The following is a 19,776-nucleotide window of genomic DNA, read 5'->3' as shown; positions in this document are numbered from 1 at the left end:
GTTTGCGATATGACGGACCAATCCACTCCGCTCGTGGAAATGCGCAATATTTCCATCTCCTTTGGCGGCATTCACGCGGTCGAAAACGCCTCGGTCGATCTCCATCGCGGCGAAGTCGTGGCTCTGCTCGGCCATAATGGCGCGGGCAAATCCACGCTGATCAAAATCCTCTCCGGCGCTTACAGGCGCGATGAAGGCGATATTCTGATCAATGGCGAGGATGCGGATATCCGCAATCCGCGTGACGCCAAGAAATACGGCATAGAGACCATCTACCAGACGCTTGCAGTTGCCGATAATGTCGACGCCGCAGCCAATCTCTATCTCGGGCGCGAGTTGCGCACACCATGGGGCACGCTGGACGATGTGGCCATGGAAGCCTCCGCCCGCGAGGTGATGGGCCGCCTGAACCCCAACTTCAAGCGTTTCAAGGAACCGGTAAAAGCACTCTCTGGCGGCCAGCGCCAATCCGTCGCCATTGCCCGCGCCATTCTTTTCGACGCACGAATCCTCATCATGGATGAACCGACCGCAGCGCTCGGACCGCAGGAAACGGCGCAGGTCGGCGATCTGGTAAAGGAGCTGAAACGCGAAGGCCTCGGCATTTTCCTGATCAGCCACGATATCCACGACGTCTTCGATCTCGCGGACCGCGTCTTCGTCATGAAAAACGGCAAGGTCGTTGGCCATGCCAGAACTGAGGATGTGACCAAGGACGAAGTGCTGGGCATGATCATTCTGGGCAAAGTTCCCTCGGGAGCGACACCGGGGCCCGGAGCCATGAAAGTTTAGCAAAGACCGAGCGAACAAACAAAAAGCGGTGCCGTTTCCAGCACCGCTTTTTCATTTGTGAACATTGATCAGAACTCAGTCCTGAATTCTGCGCAGCAGCCCGACGAGCTGATCGCGGGCCTTCTCGCCTCCCAGACGTCCGACAAGCTTCTCCTCATGGGTGCGCCAGATCAGAAGAATCTCGTCGAGGGTCACATTCCCCTCTTCCGTCATGTCCAGATAATGAACGCGACGGTCGGTTTCCGACCTGCGGCGGGAGAGAAGCCCCTTCTCCTCAAGGCCATCGATGATCGCCACGAAATTGGCACGCTGAATGCCAAGTGCCTCCGCAACATCGCTCTGCTTCAGGCCTGTATTGTTCGCAACCACAATCAGCACGGAAAAATCTGCCGGCCGAAGGCCAAACTTCAGAAGGCTCTCGTTAAAATCATTCACTACCGAAAGTTGTGCCCGCCGAAGCCTATAAAGCACCGCTTCAGAAAGGATCGAGTAGTCGATATCAGCCTTCGACCCCAACAGCGAATCTTCGGCTTCCACGTATTTACCCTTAGCCCTGCCATGCTCAAACGCGAGACTTACTGCCATCCCAGTCTCCTATGATTCGTCCCCACAAGAACAGTTATTTACCGAATTATGTTTATTAGAACAAGATTTAATAACAATTAAACCAAGGACGTAAAGTTTTGCATGGGCAATTTGTTTTAGACATAGCCAGCCCAAAAAAGGGCCACACTTCAGCAATGGCAAGATTATCCTTGATAACCAATGCCTTATTTAACAATCTCAGAGTTGAAGACCAAAAACCACGCAAATTCAATCATGCGTCGCACCGCCAATCGCCCTACCATCATGCAACAATCAACCACCAAAACGCCGCCCTTCCCAGCACTCAAAACGCCTTCACAATCATTGAGTGTGAAATATTACAGACGATTTCTTGGGTTCAGATAATAGGCAGACGAGTTTTCCCGTTACGGCAATTTACACATTGAAGAGATGCGAAAGCTGGGTTAAGAACCAGACATAACCAGCGCGATTCACATCGCAAACGGTCAGCACCCGTAGCTCAGCTGGATAGAGTGTTGGATTCCGATTCCAAAGGTCACAGGTTCGAATCCTGTCGGGTGCGCCACTAGCCTTAAGAAATGCCAGATCGGCTCAGGCTATTTCGCTTTAACAACGCTATCCCCGGCAATCTTCATCTCCAGCGTCTTCGCAAGCGCCTTCAGGTTTCGCTTCTTGCCCGCAATTTTCTCAACCGCGGCGACCACCAGATCGCGCGCAACGAAATCGGATTTGTGGCCGAGGTTGTGGGCGATGATGAGTTCGGCGCCTGGTATATCGCGGGCGAGATGTTTGGAGTGGATTTCGGTGGAGACGACGTTGTCTTTGTCTCCGGCGATGATGATGGTTGGGGCTTTGATGTCCTTGTAGCGGGCGGATGCGATTTTGGCCCAGGCGTTCAGGCCGCCCACCTCCTGTGCGTTATGGCGAAAGGCAGCCGGGCGTAGCGCGCGGTAGGCTTTGGTCTTGGAGACGTAATCCGAAGGCATAGGGTTGGGCGCGAAGACGCCTTTGACTGCGGTGTTCAATGCGAAGAGCCCGGCGGGCGGTGCGATGAGGGTGCTGAAGAAGATACCCGCAACAGGCGCGCGGGCTGCATCGTAATACCAGCTGATGCCACCCGGCCACGGGTAGAGCGCAGGCGAAAGAAAGATCAAGCCTTCCACCATATCGCTGTGGCGAAGCGCGAATGCGGCGGTGATTGCACCGCCGAAGGAGTGGCCAACGATGATGGCTTTGGGAATGCCGCGCTTTTCCATGAGTCGCGCAATCGCATCGGCCTGCGCATCCGGCAGCACATTTTCCTTCGGTCCGATATCGGAGAGCCCGTGTCCCGGCCTGTCGACAAAAAGAAGGGTGGCCCGGCCCTCCAGCGGTTCGCGGAAGGCATAGAGGGGATCGTAAAGGCTCGTACTTGCGCCATGGATGAAGACGATGGGCGGTAAATCCGCATTCTTCTTGGGCGGCAGAAGCAGGCTGTTGAGTTTGAAGCCACCGACATCGATCTTGACTTCACCCTTCGGCGGCTCCTTGTCAGCCGCAAGCGCGGCAGCGCTCATTCCCACAGCAAGTATGGTTCCGAGAATGGGAAGGAGGCTGTTTGGCATGATTGTCCTGCGGCAGGTGGATTTCATGTGATGTTTTGAACCCGGCCACCTGGAGACGCAAGACGCGGATGGCCGGGTTCATCAATGGTCGCTACGCCCATGCAATCTTCCCGTCAGCCAGCAGGCACAAAGGGCCGTGGCGGCGGAAAGAACCGAACCCCAGATGAGATCGGCAATCGTCAATGTCGTGGGCCATGTGACCAGCGTTGCCTGATTGGTGAGATCGTAGGTTCCGTAAGCGGCGAAACCGAAGAAAGCACCGTTGCGCAATGCAAGTGACAAACGCCGATGGTCCAGCCCCGGCAGCACGGCGAAATAGGTCAGTGCGGCACAGTAAATAAGGTAGAAGAGAACTGCCGGTGCAAGCCGGAATTGAGGCGCGAGCAGATCGCCCAGGAGCGGGCGATAAAGCAGGTCCGCCATCGTGCTCAGCCATATGGCATCGATTGCCAGGAAGAAAACCATGGTGGCGAGATAGGCGATGACGAAGCGTTTCATATGATCTCTCAGTCCTAATTTGTGCGCGTCCAGCTGACGCCCTTGCAGACGATGCCAGCGAGAACGCATCCCTTCGTGGTCATGCTATCGCCTTTTACGGATACGGTCAGCTTATAGGTGAGATCACGCTGGGGATCGAAAGCCGTGCCGGAATATTCACCATCGGATGTGGGCTTGATGCTCATGACCAGCTTGTCGCCCGTCTTTTCCTTCGGCGTGCCGGGCTTGATCCATGTGTTGATGGCGCAAGTATCAGAGCCGCAGGGCGCGATCTGGACTTTGGCATTGCCATCGCCGCGTGCCCATTGCCCGTTGATATCCTGCGCCAAGGCTGAGCCTCCGCTGAAAGCAAGGGCAGCGAGCGCCAGTTTCAGAACCGTTTTCATCCGCATTTCCTCCAAGAACACGCATCCTCCGCATCTGCTGGAAACAACAACGCAGAGACGGCTTATTCGGATCACCCAAGAAACGGAGACAAGTTTTTTTCTTGTCTCATCAAACCGCTTGCTGAAATGCTCCGTAGACTGGACAGAAACCGGTTTTGATCATGGGAAGCGACAGTCTATGGATGTGCTCTTCTTGTTTCTGATTGCCATTGGCCTTTCCTTGGCCATGACGGCTGCCTGGGCCGTGCAGCGCCGCACGGGTGCCAGCGGCTGGATCGATACGATATGGTCTTTCGCTGTCGGCCTTGGTGGCGTGGCAGCCATTGTCATTTCCGCAGGCACGCCGGAGCGGCGGCTGGCCGCATTCCTCCTCATCGCCATCTGGTCGATCCGGCTTGGCAGCCATATCGGTTCGAGAACGAGAGGCGGCGGCGAGGATCCGCGCTATGCGAAGCTGGTCGAGGAATGGGGCAAGAATGCCGCAAAGCGCCTGTTCATGTTCCTTCAGATTCAGGCGCTTGCAGGGCTTATTCTCGTTGTCGCCATCTATCTGGCCGCTTCCAACACGGCCACCTTCCCCAGAATATTCGATATCGTTGCGATTGGTCTTGCGCTGGCGGCGCTGGCTGGTGAGGCGATCTCGGACCGGCAGTTGGCCCGCTTCCGCAGGAAGCCGGAAGCGAAGACCGAGATTTGCGAGGAAGGTTTCTGGCGCTATTCCCGCCATCCCAATTACTTTTTCGAGTGGCTTTACTGGTGCGCATGGCCGCTTCTGGCGCTGACCGGCCCCTCGCCTTTCGCCTGGGCCGCACTTCTTGCACCCGTGCTGATGTACTGGCTGCTCGTCCATGCATCCGGCATCCCACCGCTGGAAGACCATATGCTGCGATCTCGCGGCGAGAAGTTCCGCGCATTGCAGCGACGCGTCAACGCATTTTTCCCCGGACCACGAAAAGAGGAGGCATGACATGAATATGTTGGCATTCGCCATCAACACGGCGGAGAAGGCACCGCTTTCCGACAGTCTGACATTGACCGGCATCGATTTCCTCTGCAACCGCACCAAGCGGCGGCTTGAGAAAGTGCCGCACGAGGAAGAACTGGCATTCGCCCGCGATATGGCGGATTTTCCGGTGGCAACCCATACGGACGAAGCCAATCGCCAACATTATGAAGTGCCTGCCGAGTTCTTTTCGCTGGTGCTTGGGCCGCAGCGGAAATATTCCTGCTGCTATTATCCCAGCGACACGACGACGCTTGCCGATGCCGAAACGGCTGCTTTGGCGGAAACGGTGAAGCACGCGGATATTTATGACGGCATGGACATTCTGGAGCTTGGCTGTGGCTGGGGCTCGCTGTCGCTCTATCTCGCCCGTCAGTTCCCGAATGCCCGTATCACCTCCGTCTCCAATTCATCCTCGCAGCGCGCCTATATCGTTGGCGAAGCCGAGCGGCAGGGGGTTACCAACCTGACGGTCATTACGGCAGACATGAATGATTTCTCCCCGGCAAGCAGTTATGACCGGATAGTCTCGGTGGAAATGTTCGAGCACATGTCCAACTGGCGCGCGCTTTTTGAGCGCACCAAAAGCTGGCTGAAGGCGGATGGGCGGCTGTTCATCCACGTCTTCACCCACAAGAACCGTTCTTATCGGTTCGACCAGAACAACCCGGCAGACTGGATCGCCCACCACTTCTTCACCGGCGGCATCATGCCAGCGCATGATCTGGCGCACCGCTTTGAAGACATCTATCAGGTGGAGGCTGAATGGCGCTGGTCCGGCACGCATTATCGCCGCACGGCCATGGATTGGCTGGCGAATTTCGACCGTGAATCCGGGCGGATCATGCCCATTCTAAACGAGGTCTATGGCAAGGATGCCATGCTCTGGCACCGTCGCTGGAGACTGTTTTTCCTCGCAACCGCCGGGCTCTTCGGCCATGACAAGGGTCAGGTCTGGGGCGTTGGGCATTATCTGCTGAAGCCTTCAGACAGATGAGCGACCCGACTCAAAGGGGAGAGCTCGATGCATTGACGGCGGCAAGCGTGACGGTGGCCTGGGTCATCGTCGCCAACAAGCCGTTCTATCCGCCGACGATCTGGTGGATCGTCGGCAATGGCGTGGAAGCGGCGTGGTGGAGCGTGCTCTCCATGCCGTTCTTTCTCGCCATCCCCTTCATTGCCAAAAAATCACCGCTTGCTGCGCGGATTGCCCTGCCGGTTATCGGAACGGTGGATACGGTGTTCGAAACCAGGCTGTTCGGCACGGCCTCCGGCACTGAGCTTTTCTTCGCCGCCTGCATCATGCTGGTGGCCTTGTCCTTTCGGGCAACCGAGAAATTATGGCAGATCGGCCTGACGGGCTTTGTCTTTGCCGGTTTTCTCACCACACGCTATTTGGCTGGTGATGCGCTCCATGTTTGGAGCGCGCAAGACCTTGCGAAGCTCTTCAATCTCAACGCTTTTGCGGTCGCCTGCCTAACTGCATTCATCGCGCTCCGCTATTCCGGCATTCGCGGTGCGGATCACTCTTCCGGCACGAGACCGTCGTAGACTTCGAGAAGCGCTGCCGAAATTTCTGCGCCGAGTGCATTGGCAGCCTCGCGAATGTCTTCTTCCTTGCCTTCGCGCGCGGCAATTGCCAGCGCTGATGCCTCTACGGCAATGATGACCTTGGCGCGTTCGATGGCCCAGAGGCCGAAGTCGCCGCGATTGTCGATCGATACAGTTTCCATTTCATATCCCTTCATCATTTACGGCAGGGAATACAGCGGGCACCTTGCAGAGTCGACCCATGGCGCACAGGCGCAACCGTGCTTGAGACTGAGACGGCAATGGAATACCACCTTGAACCAGCTTTTCGGGGATCAATGGCGCTTTTTCTGCGTTATGGTGTCGGTTGGGCTTTTTCAAAGCCGTCGATAATATTCAGCATAAGGAGCTTTTCATATGAGTCTGAAGTTTGGAACGAGCGGTCTGCGCGGGCTTTCGGAGGATTTGAAGGGAAAGGCTTCCGCCGTTTATGCAACAGCATTTGCACGCCATCTTCTCAACGCTGGCCTTGCGAAAGAAGGCGACCCTATCTTGATCGGACGGGACTTTCGCGATTCCAGCCCTGCCATTGCCGAAAGCTGCATCGGCGCGCTGAAGGCCGCAGGGTTGAAGCCGCTGGATTGTGGCGCGCTGCCGACGCCGGCACTCGCGCTCTACGGCCTTTCCCTCGATGCCGCGGCGCTGATGGTCACCGGCTCCCACATTCCTGCAGATCGCAACGGCATCAAGTTTTATCGTCCCGATGGCGAGATCGACAAGCAGGATGAGCTTGCAATCGCCGATCTGGCGCGGGCAATCGAAAAGGAAGATTTTCAGGAAACGGACGGCGAGGCCGAGAGCCGTGCCGCCGAGGCGCTCGAGCTGTTTTACGAACGCAATATCGGGCTTCTGCCTGCCAACGCCCTCAACGGGTTGAAGATCGGCGTCTACCAGCACAGCACCGTTGCGCGTGATCTGTTCGCGGATGTGCTGGCGCATTATGGCGCAGAGGTCGTGGCACTTGGCCGCTCCGACACTTTCATCCCTGTCGATACGGAAGCAGTTTCCCCGGAAACGCTGGAAAAGCTTAAAGGATGGGCGCCGGAACACGGGCTGGATGCAATCGTATCCGCCGATGGCGACGGAGACCGCCCGCTGCTGGCCGATGAAACCGGCACGCCTTTGCGCGGCGATCTGCTGGGCCTGATCACGGCCAACTTCCTCAAGGCTGGCGTGGTCGTAACGCCCGTTACCTCCAACTCCGGCATCGAAGCGGCGGGCGAATTCAGTGTAACCCGCACGAAAGTCGGCTCGCCTTTCGTCATCGCGGGCATGGCGGAAGCGCTGTCGGAGGGAAAAAACGGCATCATCGGCTTCGAGGCCAATGGTGGCTTCCTGACCGCGACGCCCTTCACGCTGCACGGCAAGACCATCGCACCGCTGCCCACGCGCGATTGCTTCCTACCCATTCTCGCGGTCATGCAATTGAAGGCAACGCAGCGCAAGAAGCTGTCCGAGATCGCCGCCGCCTATCATCTTCCTGTCGCGGCGGCTGATCGCCTGCAGAACTTCGCGCAGGAGAAAAGTGCGGCCCTGATGGACCACCTGCGGTCTTCCCGCACCAATCTGGAACAGTTTCTCCAGCCTGTCGGCGCGGTCAAGAATACCAGCGACATCGATGGTCTGCGCGTAACGCTTGCCAATGGCAACACCATCCACTTCCGCCCTTCCGGCAACGCCCCGGAGATGCGCTGCTATGTGGAGGCCGCGAATGAAGACGAGGCGGATGCGCTGCTTCATCAGGGACTGGAGCTGATCCGCAATTTCGGCTGATCGCGATTGAGCGACATCAAGGTGCGGCGATGCAAATTGCCGCACTTTTCGTTTGTTATTGCGCTTTGATGAGCAAAGCGCCAGAACGTCCCAAACGGAGATGTCGCACCTTGGCAGAAGAAACCATCACGCTTTACGACGCCATTGGCGGTGATGAGACCGTGCGGGCGCTGACAAAGCGCTTTTACGAGTTGATGGATACGCTGCCGGAAGCCTCGAATTGCCGCGCCATTCACCCGCCGGATCTTTCAGGCAGCGAGAGCAAATTCTACGATTACCTGACGGGCTATCTCGGCGGACCGCCGGTCTATGTCGAAAAATACGGCCACCCGATGCTGAGGCGGCGCCACTTCGTGGCACCCATCGGCACAGTCGAGCGCGATGAGTGGCTGCTCTGCTTCCGCCGCGCGATGGACGAGACGATCGAAAACCCCAAGCTGCGCGATATCATCTGGGCACCCATAGAGCGGCTGGCGTTTCATATGCAAAATCAAGGGGAGGTCAGCGCATGAACCGAGGTATCTTCAAGGCAGCCACCCTGTTGCTGAGCGGCCTTCTGGGCGCAGCGGGCGTCGGCCTTGCCGCAGCGGCAACGCACACGGGCGCAACCTTCATGCTGGGCAACGCTTCCGCCATGTGTCTGGCCCACGCGCCCATCCTGCTCGGCCTTCATCTCGGCTGGGACCGCATAAGGACCGCGCTGCCCACGGCAATTCTGCTGGGCTTGGGCACGGCACTTTTTGCCGGAGACCTTGTTTCAAAGCAGTTTACCGGAAACAGCCTGTTCCCGATGGCAGCACCGGCTGGCGGGTTGGGAATGATTTTCGGCTGGCTGGTTCTGGCCGCAGCCGCCTTTTTCAAGACGGCGCGGCAGTAATATCCAGTATCAGTTCGCGGCGCGCTCGTTCATCGTCTGCAACGCCCGCTCAAGGCTGGACTTGCTGCCATTGCGCAGCGGAATGAAGGTCTTGCCGAACTTCTTGCAGCCGGATTTGACGCGAAGACACGCGTCATGGCTGATACAGTCGATGGGGCAGAACACGCAATCCACCGAGGGCAAAAGCGTGTCGATACGCGAAACCGCTTCGCGAAGGCCGCCATCGTGATGGATCAGTTCCGCATCGAAATTGCTGGCAATCTGGCGAAGATGCGCGACCTGGCAATCGCGACCGCCGACATAGAGAAAGCTTTTGGGCCCGGAAGCTGCCTGCTGCTGAACGGACTGCTCCGCCACCGATGGGCGACTATCCTGCCTGCCGTTCCGCACTGCCTTCTTTTTCTCTTTCCGCGCCATGCCTCACCTTGTCGTTGCAAACCGCTTTATCCGGTTCTTTCGCGAGCACGATAATAAAGATGAGTTTTAGAGTAAAGAATAAAGTTGATGATCACCCTCATGTTTTATGTGGATGATATCTTTTAATGCTAAAGCGAGGATGGCGAGATCTTCAAACCGCCCATGAACAGCTGCTCGAGAAAACGCGCCGCATCATCGAAGCGGCCCTCTCCCGCATTATCAAGCCCCAGTACCGCCTTTACCTGAACATCGAAGTCGGCATAGTGCTGCGTGGTGGCCCAGATGGAGAAGATCAGGTGATAGGGATCGCATTTGGCAATCATCCCGGCCTTGGCCCAGGCACGGATAACCTCCGCCTTCTCATCGACCAGCTGCTTCAGCGGCCCCTTCAACTCATCTTCGATATGCGGCGCACCCTGCAATATCTCATTGGCGAACAGACGGCTCTCACGCGGAAAATCGCGCGCCATTTCCAGCTTGCGGCGAATATAGGAGCGGATTTCCGCTTCCGGATTTCCATGCGCATCGAAAGCGCGCAGCGGGTCCAGCCACGTATCCAGCACCCGCTCGATCAGGGCGCGATGCATCGCCTCCTTGGTGCGGAAATAATACAGCACATTCGGCTTAGACATGCCCGCCACCTCGGCGATCTGATCGATTGTCGTTCCGCGAAAGCCGTTGGCGGAAAACATGTCGAGCGCGGCCTCCAGAATATCCTCTTCCTTTTTTTCCTGAATGCGCGTCCGCTTCCGGGTCTTTGCTGCTCTGGGTGTCGGCATGAGGCGTCTCTCTGCGAGTAATGCTTTTAGAAATCAGGTATTGCATCGTGCTGCACCGGCGGAATTCCTTCAACCACATTCGGGAATTTGGTCTTGTTTACCGGTTGATAAAATCCTTCGTCACCCACGCTTCCAACAACAGCGTCGAGATTTATCGGTTACGCGACTTGGCGCATGGCGAAAACATCATTCCACTATACAAAAATGTATATCCGCAGCGTTGGTTACACGTATTGAAATATGCAGGAGCCGGATTTACATTTCGCGTCAGCAGAACTCTTACAGATTTGCGATTGGGAGAAAGCAATCCGCTGGAGCATTCGTCACGTTATAGGCGACGTGACGTAGATCAACGCGAAGTCATTAAGAGTGTCTAACCGTTACCGCATTTAATATCGCCAGCATCTGCTGCGCCGGGGGCGCATGAAGATCGCGCGAATGACCTTGGACGGACACGTATATGCAGCGCATTTCATCGCTACTCGGTTTTACCGCCCTTCTTCTTTCGGCAGCCTTCATGCCGGGCATGTCCCATGCGGAGGGAGAGCCCGCACAGGCCACCCGGCATAACCTGCCCGCAATCGTCGTGACGGAAGCAAAAACGCGTGATCTGGTCGACCGTGTTGTCGCCACGGGCACGATCCGGCCCGTCGATGAAATTTACGTCCAGCCGCAGGTGGATGGCCTTGCGGTCGACAGGCTGAACGTCGATATCGGCGATAAGGTCGAAGCTGGCGAGGTTCTGGCGGAGCTCTCGAAGGACAGCCTTCTGCTTCAGAAAAGCCAGCTGGAAGCCAATCGCGCCAAGGCGGAAGCGGGCGTTGCGCAGAACAAGGCGCAGGTCATCGAGGCGCAGGCCAATCTGGATGATGCCATTCGTCAGAGAGATCGCGCCGCGCGTCTCGGCAAATCCGGCTCCGGCTCCGTTTCCCAGGTGGAGCAGACGGCAGCGGCGGCAGATGTGGCGCAGGCCCGGCTTCAGGCATCGAAACAGGCCGTGACGGTGGGCGAAGCCGATATCAAGGTGGTCGATGCGCAGATCGAGGATATCGATCTGAAACTGGCGCGCACCGGGGTCAAGACGCCGGTCGCCGGCATCATTTCCGCCAAGAACGCCCGCGTCGGCGCCATTGCCAGCGGTTCCGGCAACCCTCTCTTTACCGTCATCAAGGACGGCGCAATCGAACTCGTCGCCGATCTTTCCGAGACAGATATCCAGAAGATAAAGGTTGGCCAGAAAGCCAGCCTGACGGTTGCCGGAGGACGCCAGAAGATCGAGGGCACCGTGCGCATCGTCTCGCCTACCGTCGATCCGACGACGCGTCTCGGCTCAGTCCACATCGTTCTTCCTGTCGATAGCCCTGCCCGTGCGGGCATGTATGCCAGCGCCGATGTCATCGTCGCGTCCACCAATGCGCTTGCCCTGCCGCTTTCAGCCGTTACCTCCGGTCGCGATGGCTCCACCACGCGAAAGGTGGAAAACGGCGTCGTCAAGCAGGTGAAGATCGAAACCGGCACTCAGGATGGCGGCTTCGTGGAAATTACGAGCGGTCTTGCAGCAGGCGAGATGGTCGTTGAAAAAGCGGGCGCCTTCGTGCGCGATGGTGATAAGATCAACCCGGTCCCGGCTGTTGCCGCAGCCTCGAACTGACTGAGGAATAGTCATGAACTTCTCCGCATGGTCTATTCGCAACCCCATCGCGCCGCTGCTCGGCTTTGCGCTGTTGCTCTTCCTCGGCATCAAGGCGTTCTACGACCTGCCGATCACGCGCTTTCCCAATATCGACGTTCCGGTCGTGGCGATCACCGTCACTCAGAGCGGCGCTTCCCCATCCGAACTCGAAGCGCAGGTGACGAAGGAGGTCGAGGACGCTGTCGCCTCCATCAGCGGCATCGATGAAATCCAGTCCACCGTCACCGACGGTCAGTCGCTGACCACCGTTCTTTTCCGCATTGAAAAGCCGACGGAAGAGGCGGTTCAGGACACCAAGGACGCTATCGACAAGATCCGCTCCGAGCTGCCTGCCGATATTGAAGAACCGGTCGTCAGCAAGATCGATGTCGAAGGCCAGGCCATTCAGACCTTCGCCGTCTCCTCCCCCAACATGACGCTTGAAGAGCTGTCATGGTTCGTGGACGATACGATCAAGCGTGCTTTGCAAGGCCAACCCGGCGTCGGCAAGATCGATCGCTATGGCGGCGCAGACCGCGAAGTGCGCGTCGCGCTGAACCCTGCCAAGCTCGATGCCTACGGCATTACGGCGGCGGATGTGAACAACCAGCTGCGCGGCACCAACATCGACCTCGGCTCTGGCCGTGGACAGGTGGGAGGCAACGAGCAGACGATCCGAACGCTGGGCGATGCCCGCGACGTGGCGACGCTATCCAACACCACGATTGCGCTTTCCAACGGCAATTTCGTCAAGCTTTCCGAGCTTGGCACGATCAACGATACCTATGAAGAGCCGAAGTCCTTCTCCCGCTTCAATGGCAACCCGGCTGTCACTTTTGCAGTGTTCCGTGCCAAGGGAGCAAGCGAAGTCTCTGTTGCCGAGACAGTCGCGCAAAATCTGGACAAGGTGCGCAAGGATCACCCGGATGTCGCCATCCAGATGGTGGATGACTCCGTTTACTTCACCTACGGCAACTACGAGGCAGCCCTTCACACGCTGATGGAAGGATCGATCCTCGCCGTCATCGTGGTGCTTCTGTTCCTGCGCAACTGGCGCGCAACGCTGATAGCAGCCGTTGCGCTGCCACTATCCGCGATACCGACATTCTGGATCATGGACGTTTTGGGCTTCTCGCTCAATCTCGTCAGCTTCCTCGCCTTGACGCTGGCCACAGGTATTCTGGTGGATGACGCCATCGTGGAGGTGGAGAACATCTCCCGCCACATCAAGATGGGCAAGAGCCCCTACCGCGCGTCGCTGGAAGCAGCAGATGAAATCGGTCTGGCGGTGATTGCGACCAGTTTCACCATCATAGCCGTCTTCGTTCCCGTCTCCTTCATGCCGGGCATTCCGGGGCAATACTTCATCCAGTTCGGCCTGACCGTTGCCTTCTCCGTTTTCTTCTCGCTGATGGTCGCCCGCCTCATCACGCCGTTGATGGCCGCTTACTTGATGCGCGCGGATGATGCCGTGGACGATCATCACGACAATGACGGTCGTTTGATGAAGGCCTATACGCGCATGGTGACGGCCACCACGAGCAAATGGTGGTCGCGTTACCTTACGCTTGCTGGCGCCATCGCCTTTCTCGTCGGCTCCATGATGCTGCTTGCGCAGGTGCCCGGCAGCTTCCTGCCGCCGGATGATTCCTCGCGCGTGGTACTTTCCATCGAGCTTCCGCCGAATGCGACACTTGAGGAGACGGATGCCACGACCTCTAAAATCTATCAGGCGGTGCGCGGCATCGATGGCGTGGAACACGTCTTCATTCTGGGCGGCGCATCGCCAAAGGGCGATCTGGAATTGCGCCGCGCCACCGTGCGCGTCATCCTCAAGACCATCGACCATTCGCTCGTCAAAACGCTGGTCAATGACGGTCTCGGCTCCATTCCGCTGATCGGCCACTATCTGCCGAAGGTGGAAGACAATGGCAGACATCGCCCGCAATGGGATGTTGAGCGCGATATTTTCGCAAGCGTTCAGGGCATCCCTGATGTCCGCATCATCAAGCTCAACGACCGCGCCGAGCGCGAACTGACCTTCAATTTCCTCTCCTCCAGCGAAGAGGATTTGCAGAAGGCGGTCGGCGTGCTGGAATCGCGGCTGCGGGCCTCGCCGATCCTCGTCAATGTCAGCTCGGAAGGTGCACTTCCGCGCCCGGAACTGCAAATCCGTCCGCGCAAGGACGAAATTGCGCGTCTCGGCATCACGCCGCAGCAAATCTCTCAAACGGTTCGCGTCGCCACTATCGGCGATATCGATGCGCAGTTGACGAAGATTTCGCTGGATGACCGGCAGATCCCGATCCGTGTTCAAGCCTCGCTAGATGTGCGGCGCGATCTTGCCGCCATCCGCGCGCTGAAGATCAAGACCGCCTCCGGTGCGACCGTGCCGCTCTATAGCGTGGCCGATATCGATTATTCGGAAGGTCCAAGCTCGATCAAGCGCAACGACCGCAGCCGCGTCGTCGCCATCGGTTCCGATGTTCCGTTCGGCACGGCACTCGATACGTCGACTGCCGAATTCAAGCGGATCGTGCAGGAAACACAGTTGCCGCCAACGGTGCGCCTTGCCGAAAGCGGAGACGCCAAGGTGCAGGGTGAAATGCAGCAGGGCTTCGTCAACGCCATGTTGCTTGGCCTGCTGCTGGTGCTTGTGGTTCTGATCCTGCTGTTCAAGGATGTGATCCAGCCCTTCACCATTCTGTTCTCGCTGCCGCTCGCCATCGGCGGCGTGGCGGTGGCGCTCATCGTTACACAGAATGCGCTCTCCATGCCGGTTCTGATCGGCATTCTGATGCTGATGGGTATCGTGACCAAGAACGCCATCCTGCTGGTGGATTTCGCAATCGAAATGCGCCGCCACGGCATGGAACGTGTGCATGCCATGGTGGAGGCAGGCCGCAAGCGCGCCCGCCCGATTATCATGACCTCCATCGCCATGTCTGCGGGCATGCTGCCGTCTGCGCTCGGTGTCGGCGAAGGCGGCTCCTTCCGCGCGCCAATGGCGATTGCGGTGATTGGCGGCATCATCGTCTCGACGGTGCTGTCTCTGGTCGTCGTGCCCGCCTTCTTCCTCATCATGGACGATCTGTCGTTGCTTCTCGCACGCATCTTCGGTCGCTTCGTCGGCAAGAAAGAAGAAGAACATCCGATCCTATCCTCGGAAGAACTCTCCATTCTCGCGCGCGAGAACAAGGAAACTCTGTCCTCCGTGGAAGAGCGTCTGGCCGCGGTGGAGAAAAGCACGGAACGTGATAAACGCGGCAGCAACTCCAACAATGTGCTGCGCCTGCCGCCTCTTGCCGCCGAATAAGTCCGTTGAAACGCCGGGTGTGAGCCCGGCGTTTTCTTTTGTACCGGCAATCGAGATTTTCATTCAGAGTTGATCGAAATCAAATCCCCAGATCCGTGAGTTGCTATTCTTGTCACATGGGATTTTCGGGGAGCCTGTTGTGAACAGAATCGTGAAACTGAGCAGCAAGGATAAGAACAGCCTGTTACGCCTGCCCTTTCTCGGCGCGGTGGATGAGGAGTCCGCTTTATCGCTGATGGAAGCCGCTTCGCTTCAGACACTTTCGCCGAGACACGTTTTGTTTCGCGAAGGCGAGCCCGCCGAACATCTCTACTGCGTATTGAACGGCTATGTGCGCCTGTTCCGCACCTCAAGGGATGGCCGCGAGGCGGATGTGCGCATCTGCGGGCCGGGCGAGACCTTCAATGACTGCCTGATTTTCGGTGCGGATCAAAATCGCTACAGCGCCCAGATCGCCGAAAGCTGCACGCTTGCGCGGCTGGAGCTGAGCAGGATAAAGGCTATGATCGAGGCCGACACAAAACTTGCCAAGGCCGTTATCGAAAACCTGTCGAAAAGCGCGCTGACCAGCATGGAATGCGTCGCCAATGACCGCCTCCAGACAGCCCCCCAACGTGTCGCCCATTATCTAATTACGCAGGCACCGGGCGAAAAGGGTTCTTACTCCCTTCGCCTGCCATTCCAGAAAAGCGTCCTGGCCGGAAAGCTGGGCTTGGCACCAGAAGCGCTTTCCCGCGCCTTTTCAAGCCTTCGCAATTGCGGTGTGATCGTGCGTGGCCGCGTCATCCAGATCAATGACACGGCGGCTTTGCGGCAGGTTTGAAGGCTGGCGTTTAACTTGTGGGAATGCTGGTGCGCCCCCGCTTTTTTACTATAGCCCACCCTGCTGCTTCAGAAAACCGACAATGCGGTCGATCCCCTCACCGCGCTTCATATCGGTAAAGAAGAAGGGCATGTCCTTGCGCATGCGCGTTGCGTCGCTGTCCATCACATCGAGATCGGCACCGACATAGGGTGCGAGATCCTTCTTGTTGATGACGAGAAGATCGGAGCGCGTGATGCCCGGCCCACCCTTGCGCGGAATCTCTTCGCCCTGACAGACCGAGATCACATAGATGGTGATGTCCGCCAGATCCGGCGAGAAGGTGGCAGCGAGATTATCACCGCCGGATTCGATGAAAACGACATCGAGATCGGGAAACCGTTCATTCAACCCGGCAATCGCCTGAAGATTGATCGTCGCATCTTCGCGAATGGCCGTGTGCGGGCAACCGCCGGTCTCTACACCCACAATCCGCTCGGATGGCAGCGCCTGCATGCGCACCAGAGCTTCGGCATCTTCCTTGGTGTAGATATCATTTGTCACGACGGCGACGGAGAATTCGCTGCTCATCGCCTTGCACAATTTTTCCGTCAGCGCCGTTTTGCCAGAGCCGACTGGCCCGCCAATACCAACTCTGAGCGGCCCGTTTCCCGATTTCATTTCGCTTCCCTCTCGGATGTGTTTTCTAAACAATAGCGATTTTTCGCGCGCTTCAGCAACAGCAATGGTGCAGTGCGGTCAGGAACGGAACAGTCTCGTGCCCTGCACCTCGTGCCGCATCGGCGCGGTGTCCGCGATGATGGTGGAAGACCCAAGATCGTCAAGCGTAGAGTATGCTGCGCGCTGCGTAACATCCGCAATCTCTTCCTCCAGCGCCGCGAGGATTGCCACGCCTTCCTTCTGCCCGGCGACGCTCAGGCGAATGCCTGCCGAAACGAGCTGCGATACGCCGGAATGGAGATACGCCGCCAGCGCATCTTCAAGCGAAATGCCATGCGCCGCCGCCACGGCACTAACCGCAACCGGATAGGTCGGCGATTTCGGCAAAATGTCGAACACTGCGGAAGGCCATGCGCGCGCGGCTTCAATAAAGGCATCACCCAGCAGAACCGTTTCCCGATGGCGTTCAGCCGAACCGGCCAGTGCCTGCGCCAGCTCGGCAAGCTCTTGCAGCGCTACGGCATCTTGATCGGCACTCCAGCCTTGAGCGAACAGAACGGCGTCATTCCACAACGTACCGCGCGTCAGCGAGAGCGTGATCCAGCCGCGCAACTCCGCCGCATTCGAAATTCGCCTGTCGTGGACAGCACTTTCAAGCCCACCGGAATAGGAAAAACCGCCCACTGGAAAGGCAGGAGACATCCATGCCATCAGCCTCAGCAGACTATCGACGCCGCGTTTCGTCATCTCTCAGTCGTGGCTGTGATGATCATGGTCATGACCGTGCCCATGGTCATGGTGATGATCTTGCCCATGGTCATGGTGATGACCGTGCGAATGGCCACCATGCGCATGATAGGCGCCGCGTGCGGGCTGGAACGGTTCTTCCACATCACGCACCGTTGCGCCAAGGCCTTCCAACATGGCGCGGATGACGTGGTCGCGCAGGATCAGAATACGGCCTTCCTCGATCTGTGCCGCAAGATGGCGATTGCCGAGATGCCAGGCCAGTTCGATGAGATGGAGCGTGTTCTTCGCCGTGATCTCGAACAGCTTCTCATCCGCCGCACGCACTTCCACCAAGTCCCCGTTTTCCACGACAAGCAGGTCGCCATGGGCAAAAAGCACGGCTTCCTTCAGGTCCAGCATCACCATCTCGTCATTCTGCAAATGCAGCAATTTGCGGCGAAGATGTCTCTGATCATGCGCCAGTGTGACGTAGCCACTCGGCTCGTCGCCCGGCGTTCCAGCGGGAAGATAGGATTGTACGCGCAGCATGATGTTTTCCGATCAAATGAATCTCAGCTCCGATTCCTGAAGGATGCGGAGCGCGATTGCAAGCCGGAGATGATGGTGCGCGGCAAGAATAAACGCGGCGTCAGGATGCGACGAGAAGTGCGGCCTTCAGCTCCTCGAAGGCTTGGGAAAGAGGCAGGTCTTCCTCATGGCAGACGCGGTTGCGACCGGACGCCTTCGCCATGTAAAGCGCCTTGTCGGCGGCGGCAAATGTATCGTGCTTGGACCTGTCCGGAGCAATATCGGCCACGCCGACGGAGACGGTGGTCTGCACCTGCCTGCCCTCGAAAGCCACGGTGAGGCAGGCCACGCGAATACGCGCCATCTCGATCAGCGCGACGCGATCCCGGCGGCGGCCACCACGCACGATGACGGCAAATTCCTCACCGCCCAGCCGCGCCACGCAGTGAAACTCTCCAAACACATCGGCAATTGCGGTAGCCGCGCGCTTGATGACGAGATCCCCCGCCGGATGCCCGAAATTATCGTTGATGGACTTGAAGCGGTCGAGATCGAAAATCGCCAGAGATGCATCATCCTGCACCTCATCGAAGGACTGATTGAAGGCGCGCCGGTTGGCAAGGCCCGACAGTGTGTCGGTTCTGCTGAGCCGCTCGAACTCGGCATGCGATTCACGCAATTGACGAATGGCGTTGCCCAGCACCATGCAAAGCACGCCTGCAACGGAGCCGCCCACGATCCAGGCCATCAGCACGCTATAGGAAATCGCCTCCCACAGGGGAACGGGAAGCACCCTGACGAAATCTCCGACTGAGATCACGGCGAAGCTGACCAGAATGGAGAGCGATATGGAGATGAAGACCATTTTCGCTGCAAAGGTGCGCAGCGTCTGACCTTTGCTGGGATCGCTCAAACTCATTTCGAGTGAGATAAACTTCCTGAAACGATCGGCCATCACATCTCCCATCCTCAACAGTAACAATCGATAATTATCAGAGGTTGGATAGAGGTAAATGCAACAATTAAAAATTTAATTACTTTCTGCGAAATTACCTTGCATCGTAGGAAATCAACAATTCTTCTACTGTAGATAATACGAAAATATACTTTGGTTGAATACCGCAGTGCACCCTAAACCATTTAAGCAGGCAATAAAAAACGGGGCGCAGCGGCCCCGTTTTCGAAATGCATTGTCAGGAAAATCAGGCGGCCTGTTTTTCTTTCAGCTGCTCGAGAATGTACTGCGGAGCGGAGACGCCATAAGGGTCGCTCTCGCAATTGTCGGAATAACCTTCTTCCTCGAACCACTGCTCCACAACGCCATCATTGATGACGGCGGCATAACGCCAGGAACGCATGCCGAAGCCGAGATTGTCCTTGGCAACCAGCATGCCCATCTTGCGGGTGAACTCGCCCGAACCATCGGGAATAACCTTCACGTTTTCAAGGTTCTGGCCCTTGGCCCAGGCATTCATTACGAAGGCATCGTTGACCGAGAGGCAGTAGATTTCATCGACACCGAGGGCGCGGAATTCCGGCGCTAGCTTTTCGAAATCGGGAAGCTGGAAGGTGGAGCAGGTTGGCGTGAAAGCGCCCGGCAGCGAAAACAGCACGACCTTCTTGCCCTTGAAATAATCGTCCGAGGTCATGTCCTGCCAGCGATAGGGGTTCGGGCCACCGACGGCCTCGTCGCGAACGCGCGTGCGGAAAGTAACGGCGGGTACCTTTTTGCCGAGCATGATTTTCTCCTGTGTTGGCGGCG

The 19,776-nt window shown here is 57.6% G+C and carries 21 protein-coding genes, 1 tRNA gene and 1 pseudogene; 11 read left to right on the top strand and 12 right to left on the bottom strand.

The annotated features are described in order from the left end of the window. Positions 1-9 precede the first annotated feature (9 nt). A complete protein-coding gene (locus tag CFBP5473_RS04475; RefSeq protein WP_027675728.1) occupies positions 10-792 on the top strand; it encodes an ATP-binding cassette domain-containing protein in 783 nt (260 codons plus the stop codon). 75 nt (positions 793-867) lie between these two features. On the opposite strand, the gene CFBP5473_RS04470 is transcribed toward CFBP5473_RS04475, so the two are convergent. Then, on the bottom strand, positions 868-1,377 hold the full coding sequence (locus CFBP5473_RS04470; protein ID WP_027675729.1) for a MarR family winged helix-turn-helix transcriptional regulator: 510 nt from the start codon (positions 1,375-1,377) through the stop codon (positions 868-870). Positions 1,378-1,847: 470 nt separating this feature from the next. Between CFBP5473_RS04470 and CFBP5473_RS04465 the strand changes: the two genes are divergently transcribed. Beyond that, a tRNA-Arg gene (locus tag CFBP5473_RS04465) sits at positions 1,848-1,924 on the top strand. Positions 1,925-1,955: 31 nt separating this feature from the next. Here the strand turns inward: CFBP5473_RS04465 and CFBP5473_RS04460 are convergent. The 3 genes from CFBP5473_RS04460 to CFBP5473_RS04450 form a co-directional block, all read right to left on the bottom strand. Further along, complete coding sequence (locus CFBP5473_RS04460; protein WP_027675730.1) at positions 1,956-2,963, bottom strand: alpha/beta fold hydrolase; 1,008 nt, start codon at positions 2,961-2,963, stop codon at positions 1,956-1,958. Positions 2,964-3,044: 81 nt separating this feature from the next. Beyond that, positions 3,045-3,461 carry a DUF2177 family protein gene (locus CFBP5473_RS04455; protein WP_027675731.1) on the bottom strand — a complete coding sequence of 139 codons (417 nt, stop codon included), beginning with the start codon at positions 3,459-3,461 and terminating at the stop codon, positions 3,045-3,047. 14 nt (positions 3,462-3,475) lie between these two features. Beyond that, positions 3,476-3,847 (bottom strand): DUF2147 domain-containing protein, encoded by a 372-nt coding sequence (locus CFBP5473_RS04450; RefSeq protein ID WP_106389408.1) that lies wholly within the window; start codon positions 3,845-3,847, stop codon positions 3,476-3,478. Positions 3,848-4,025: 178 nt separating this feature from the next. Between CFBP5473_RS04450 and CFBP5473_RS04445 the strand changes: the two genes are divergently transcribed. Genes CFBP5473_RS04445 through CFBP5473_RS04435 form a run of 3 tightly spaced genes read left to right on the top strand, consistent with a single transcriptional unit; the run spans position 4,026 to position 6,401 of the window. After that, positions 4,026-4,814, top strand: coding sequence for a DUF1295 domain-containing protein (locus tag CFBP5473_RS04445; RefSeq protein WP_106389409.1), 789 nt, complete (start codon positions 4,026-4,028; stop codon positions 4,812-4,814). A gap of 1 nt (position 4,815) precedes the next feature. After that, on the top strand, positions 4,816-5,847 hold the full coding sequence (locus tag CFBP5473_RS04440) for an SAM-dependent methyltransferase (RefSeq protein ID WP_027675734.1): 1,032 nt from the start codon (positions 4,816-4,818) through the stop codon (positions 5,845-5,847). Next, a complete protein-coding gene (locus CFBP5473_RS04435; protein ID WP_037171044.1) occupies positions 5,844-6,401 on the top strand; it encodes a hypothetical protein in 558 nt (185 codons plus the stop codon). The genes CFBP5473_RS04440 and CFBP5473_RS04435 overlap by 4 nt, the downstream gene beginning before the upstream one ends. On the opposite strand, the gene CFBP5473_RS04430 is transcribed toward CFBP5473_RS04435, so the two are convergent. After that, positions 6,374-6,583 carry a hypothetical protein gene (locus tag CFBP5473_RS04430; RefSeq protein WP_027675735.1) on the bottom strand — a complete coding sequence of 70 codons (210 nt, stop codon included), beginning with the start codon at positions 6,581-6,583 and terminating at the stop codon, positions 6,374-6,376. The genes CFBP5473_RS04435 and CFBP5473_RS04430 overlap by 28 nt on opposite strands. Positions 6,584-6,797: 214 nt before the next feature. On the opposite strand from CFBP5473_RS04430, the gene CFBP5473_RS04425 reads away from it, so the two are divergent. The 3 genes from CFBP5473_RS04425 (at position 6,798) to CFBP5473_RS04415 (ending at position 9,090) form a co-directional block, all read left to right on the top strand. Continuing rightward, positions 6,798-8,213, top strand: coding sequence for a phosphomannomutase (locus CFBP5473_RS04425; protein WP_027675736.1), 1,416 nt, complete (start codon positions 6,798-6,800; stop codon positions 8,211-8,213). 110 nt (positions 8,214-8,323) lie between these two features. Then, positions 8,324-8,725, top strand: a complete 402-nt coding sequence (locus tag CFBP5473_RS04420) for a group II truncated hemoglobin (protein WP_027675737.1) — start codon at positions 8,324-8,326, stop codon at positions 8,723-8,725. Continuing rightward, the gene (locus CFBP5473_RS04415; protein WP_027675738.1) at positions 8,722-9,090 is read left to right on the top strand and encodes a DUF423 domain-containing protein; all 369 of its coding nucleotides are present in this window, start codon (positions 8,722-8,724) and stop codon (positions 9,088-9,090) included. Before CFBP5473_RS04420 ends, CFBP5473_RS04415 begins: the two co-directional genes overlap by 4 nt. A gap of 9 nt (positions 9,091-9,099) precedes the next feature. Here CFBP5473_RS04415 and CFBP5473_RS04410 read toward each other — a convergent pair. After that, a pseudogene (locus tag CFBP5473_RS04410) lies at positions 9,100-9,405 on the bottom strand (DUF2325 domain-containing protein); the annotation flags it as partial. 230 nt (positions 9,406-9,635) lie between these two features. Then, a complete protein-coding gene (locus CFBP5473_RS04405; protein ID WP_027675740.1) occupies positions 9,636-10,286 on the bottom strand; it encodes a TetR family transcriptional regulator C-terminal domain-containing protein in 651 nt (216 codons plus the stop codon). A 460-nt stretch (positions 10,287-10,746) separates the two neighbouring features. Between CFBP5473_RS04405 and CFBP5473_RS04400 the strand changes: the two genes are divergently transcribed. The 3 genes from CFBP5473_RS04400 (at position 10,747) to CFBP5473_RS04390 (ending at position 16,097) form a co-directional block, all read left to right on the top strand. After that, positions 10,747-11,937, top strand: coding sequence for an efflux RND transporter periplasmic adaptor subunit (locus CFBP5473_RS04400; RefSeq protein WP_027675741.1), 1,191 nt, complete (start codon positions 10,747-10,749; stop codon positions 11,935-11,937). Between the two features lie 13 nt (positions 11,938-11,950). Next, complete coding sequence (locus CFBP5473_RS04395; RefSeq protein WP_027675742.1) at positions 11,951-15,274, top strand: efflux RND transporter permease subunit; 3,324 nt, start codon at positions 11,951-11,953, stop codon at positions 15,272-15,274. A gap of 139 nt (positions 15,275-15,413) precedes the next feature. After that, positions 15,414-16,097: a Crp/Fnr family transcriptional regulator gene (locus CFBP5473_RS04390; RefSeq protein WP_027675743.1), complete on the top strand. Its 684-nt coding sequence runs from the start codon at positions 15,414-15,416 to the stop codon at positions 16,095-16,097. Positions 16,098-16,145: 48 nt separating this feature from the next. On the opposite strand, the gene ureG is transcribed toward CFBP5473_RS04390, so the two are convergent. From ureG to CFBP5473_RS04365, 5 genes are all read right to left on the bottom strand, one after another. After that, the gene (gene ureG / locus CFBP5473_RS04385; protein WP_027675744.1) at positions 16,146-16,757 is read right to left on the bottom strand and encodes an urease accessory protein UreG; all 612 of its coding nucleotides are present in this window, start codon (positions 16,755-16,757) and stop codon (positions 16,146-16,148) included. A gap of 78 nt (positions 16,758-16,835) precedes the next feature. Beyond that, positions 16,836-17,504 carry an urease accessory protein UreF gene (locus CFBP5473_RS04380; protein ID WP_027675745.1) on the bottom strand — a complete coding sequence of 223 codons (669 nt, stop codon included), beginning with the start codon at positions 17,502-17,504 and terminating at the stop codon, positions 16,836-16,838. Positions 17,505-17,507: 3 nt separating this feature from the next. Further along, positions 17,508-18,035: an urease accessory protein UreE gene (gene ureE, locus CFBP5473_RS04375; RefSeq protein WP_027675746.1), complete on the bottom strand. Its 528-nt coding sequence runs from the start codon at positions 18,033-18,035 to the stop codon at positions 17,508-17,510. Between the two features lie 100 nt (positions 18,036-18,135). Continuing rightward, positions 18,136-18,969, bottom strand: a complete 834-nt coding sequence (locus tag CFBP5473_RS04370; RefSeq protein ID WP_037171046.1) for a GGDEF domain-containing protein — start codon at positions 18,967-18,969, stop codon at positions 18,136-18,138. Between the two features lie 247 nt (positions 18,970-19,216). After that, entirely contained in the window at positions 19,217-19,753 is a 537-nt protein-coding gene (locus tag CFBP5473_RS04365) for a peroxiredoxin (RefSeq protein ID WP_027675748.1), read from the bottom strand. Between the last annotated feature and the right edge of the window lie 23 nt (positions 19,754-19,776).

Origin of the sequence: Agrobacterium larrymoorei (genome assembly GCF_005145045.1) — a bacterium.
Taxonomy (GTDB): domain Bacteria; phylum Pseudomonadota; class Alphaproteobacteria; order Rhizobiales; family Rhizobiaceae; genus Agrobacterium; species Agrobacterium larrymoorei.
Note: the sequence above shows the minus strand (reverse complement) of the source record. Positions and strands in the feature narration are given on the sequence as shown.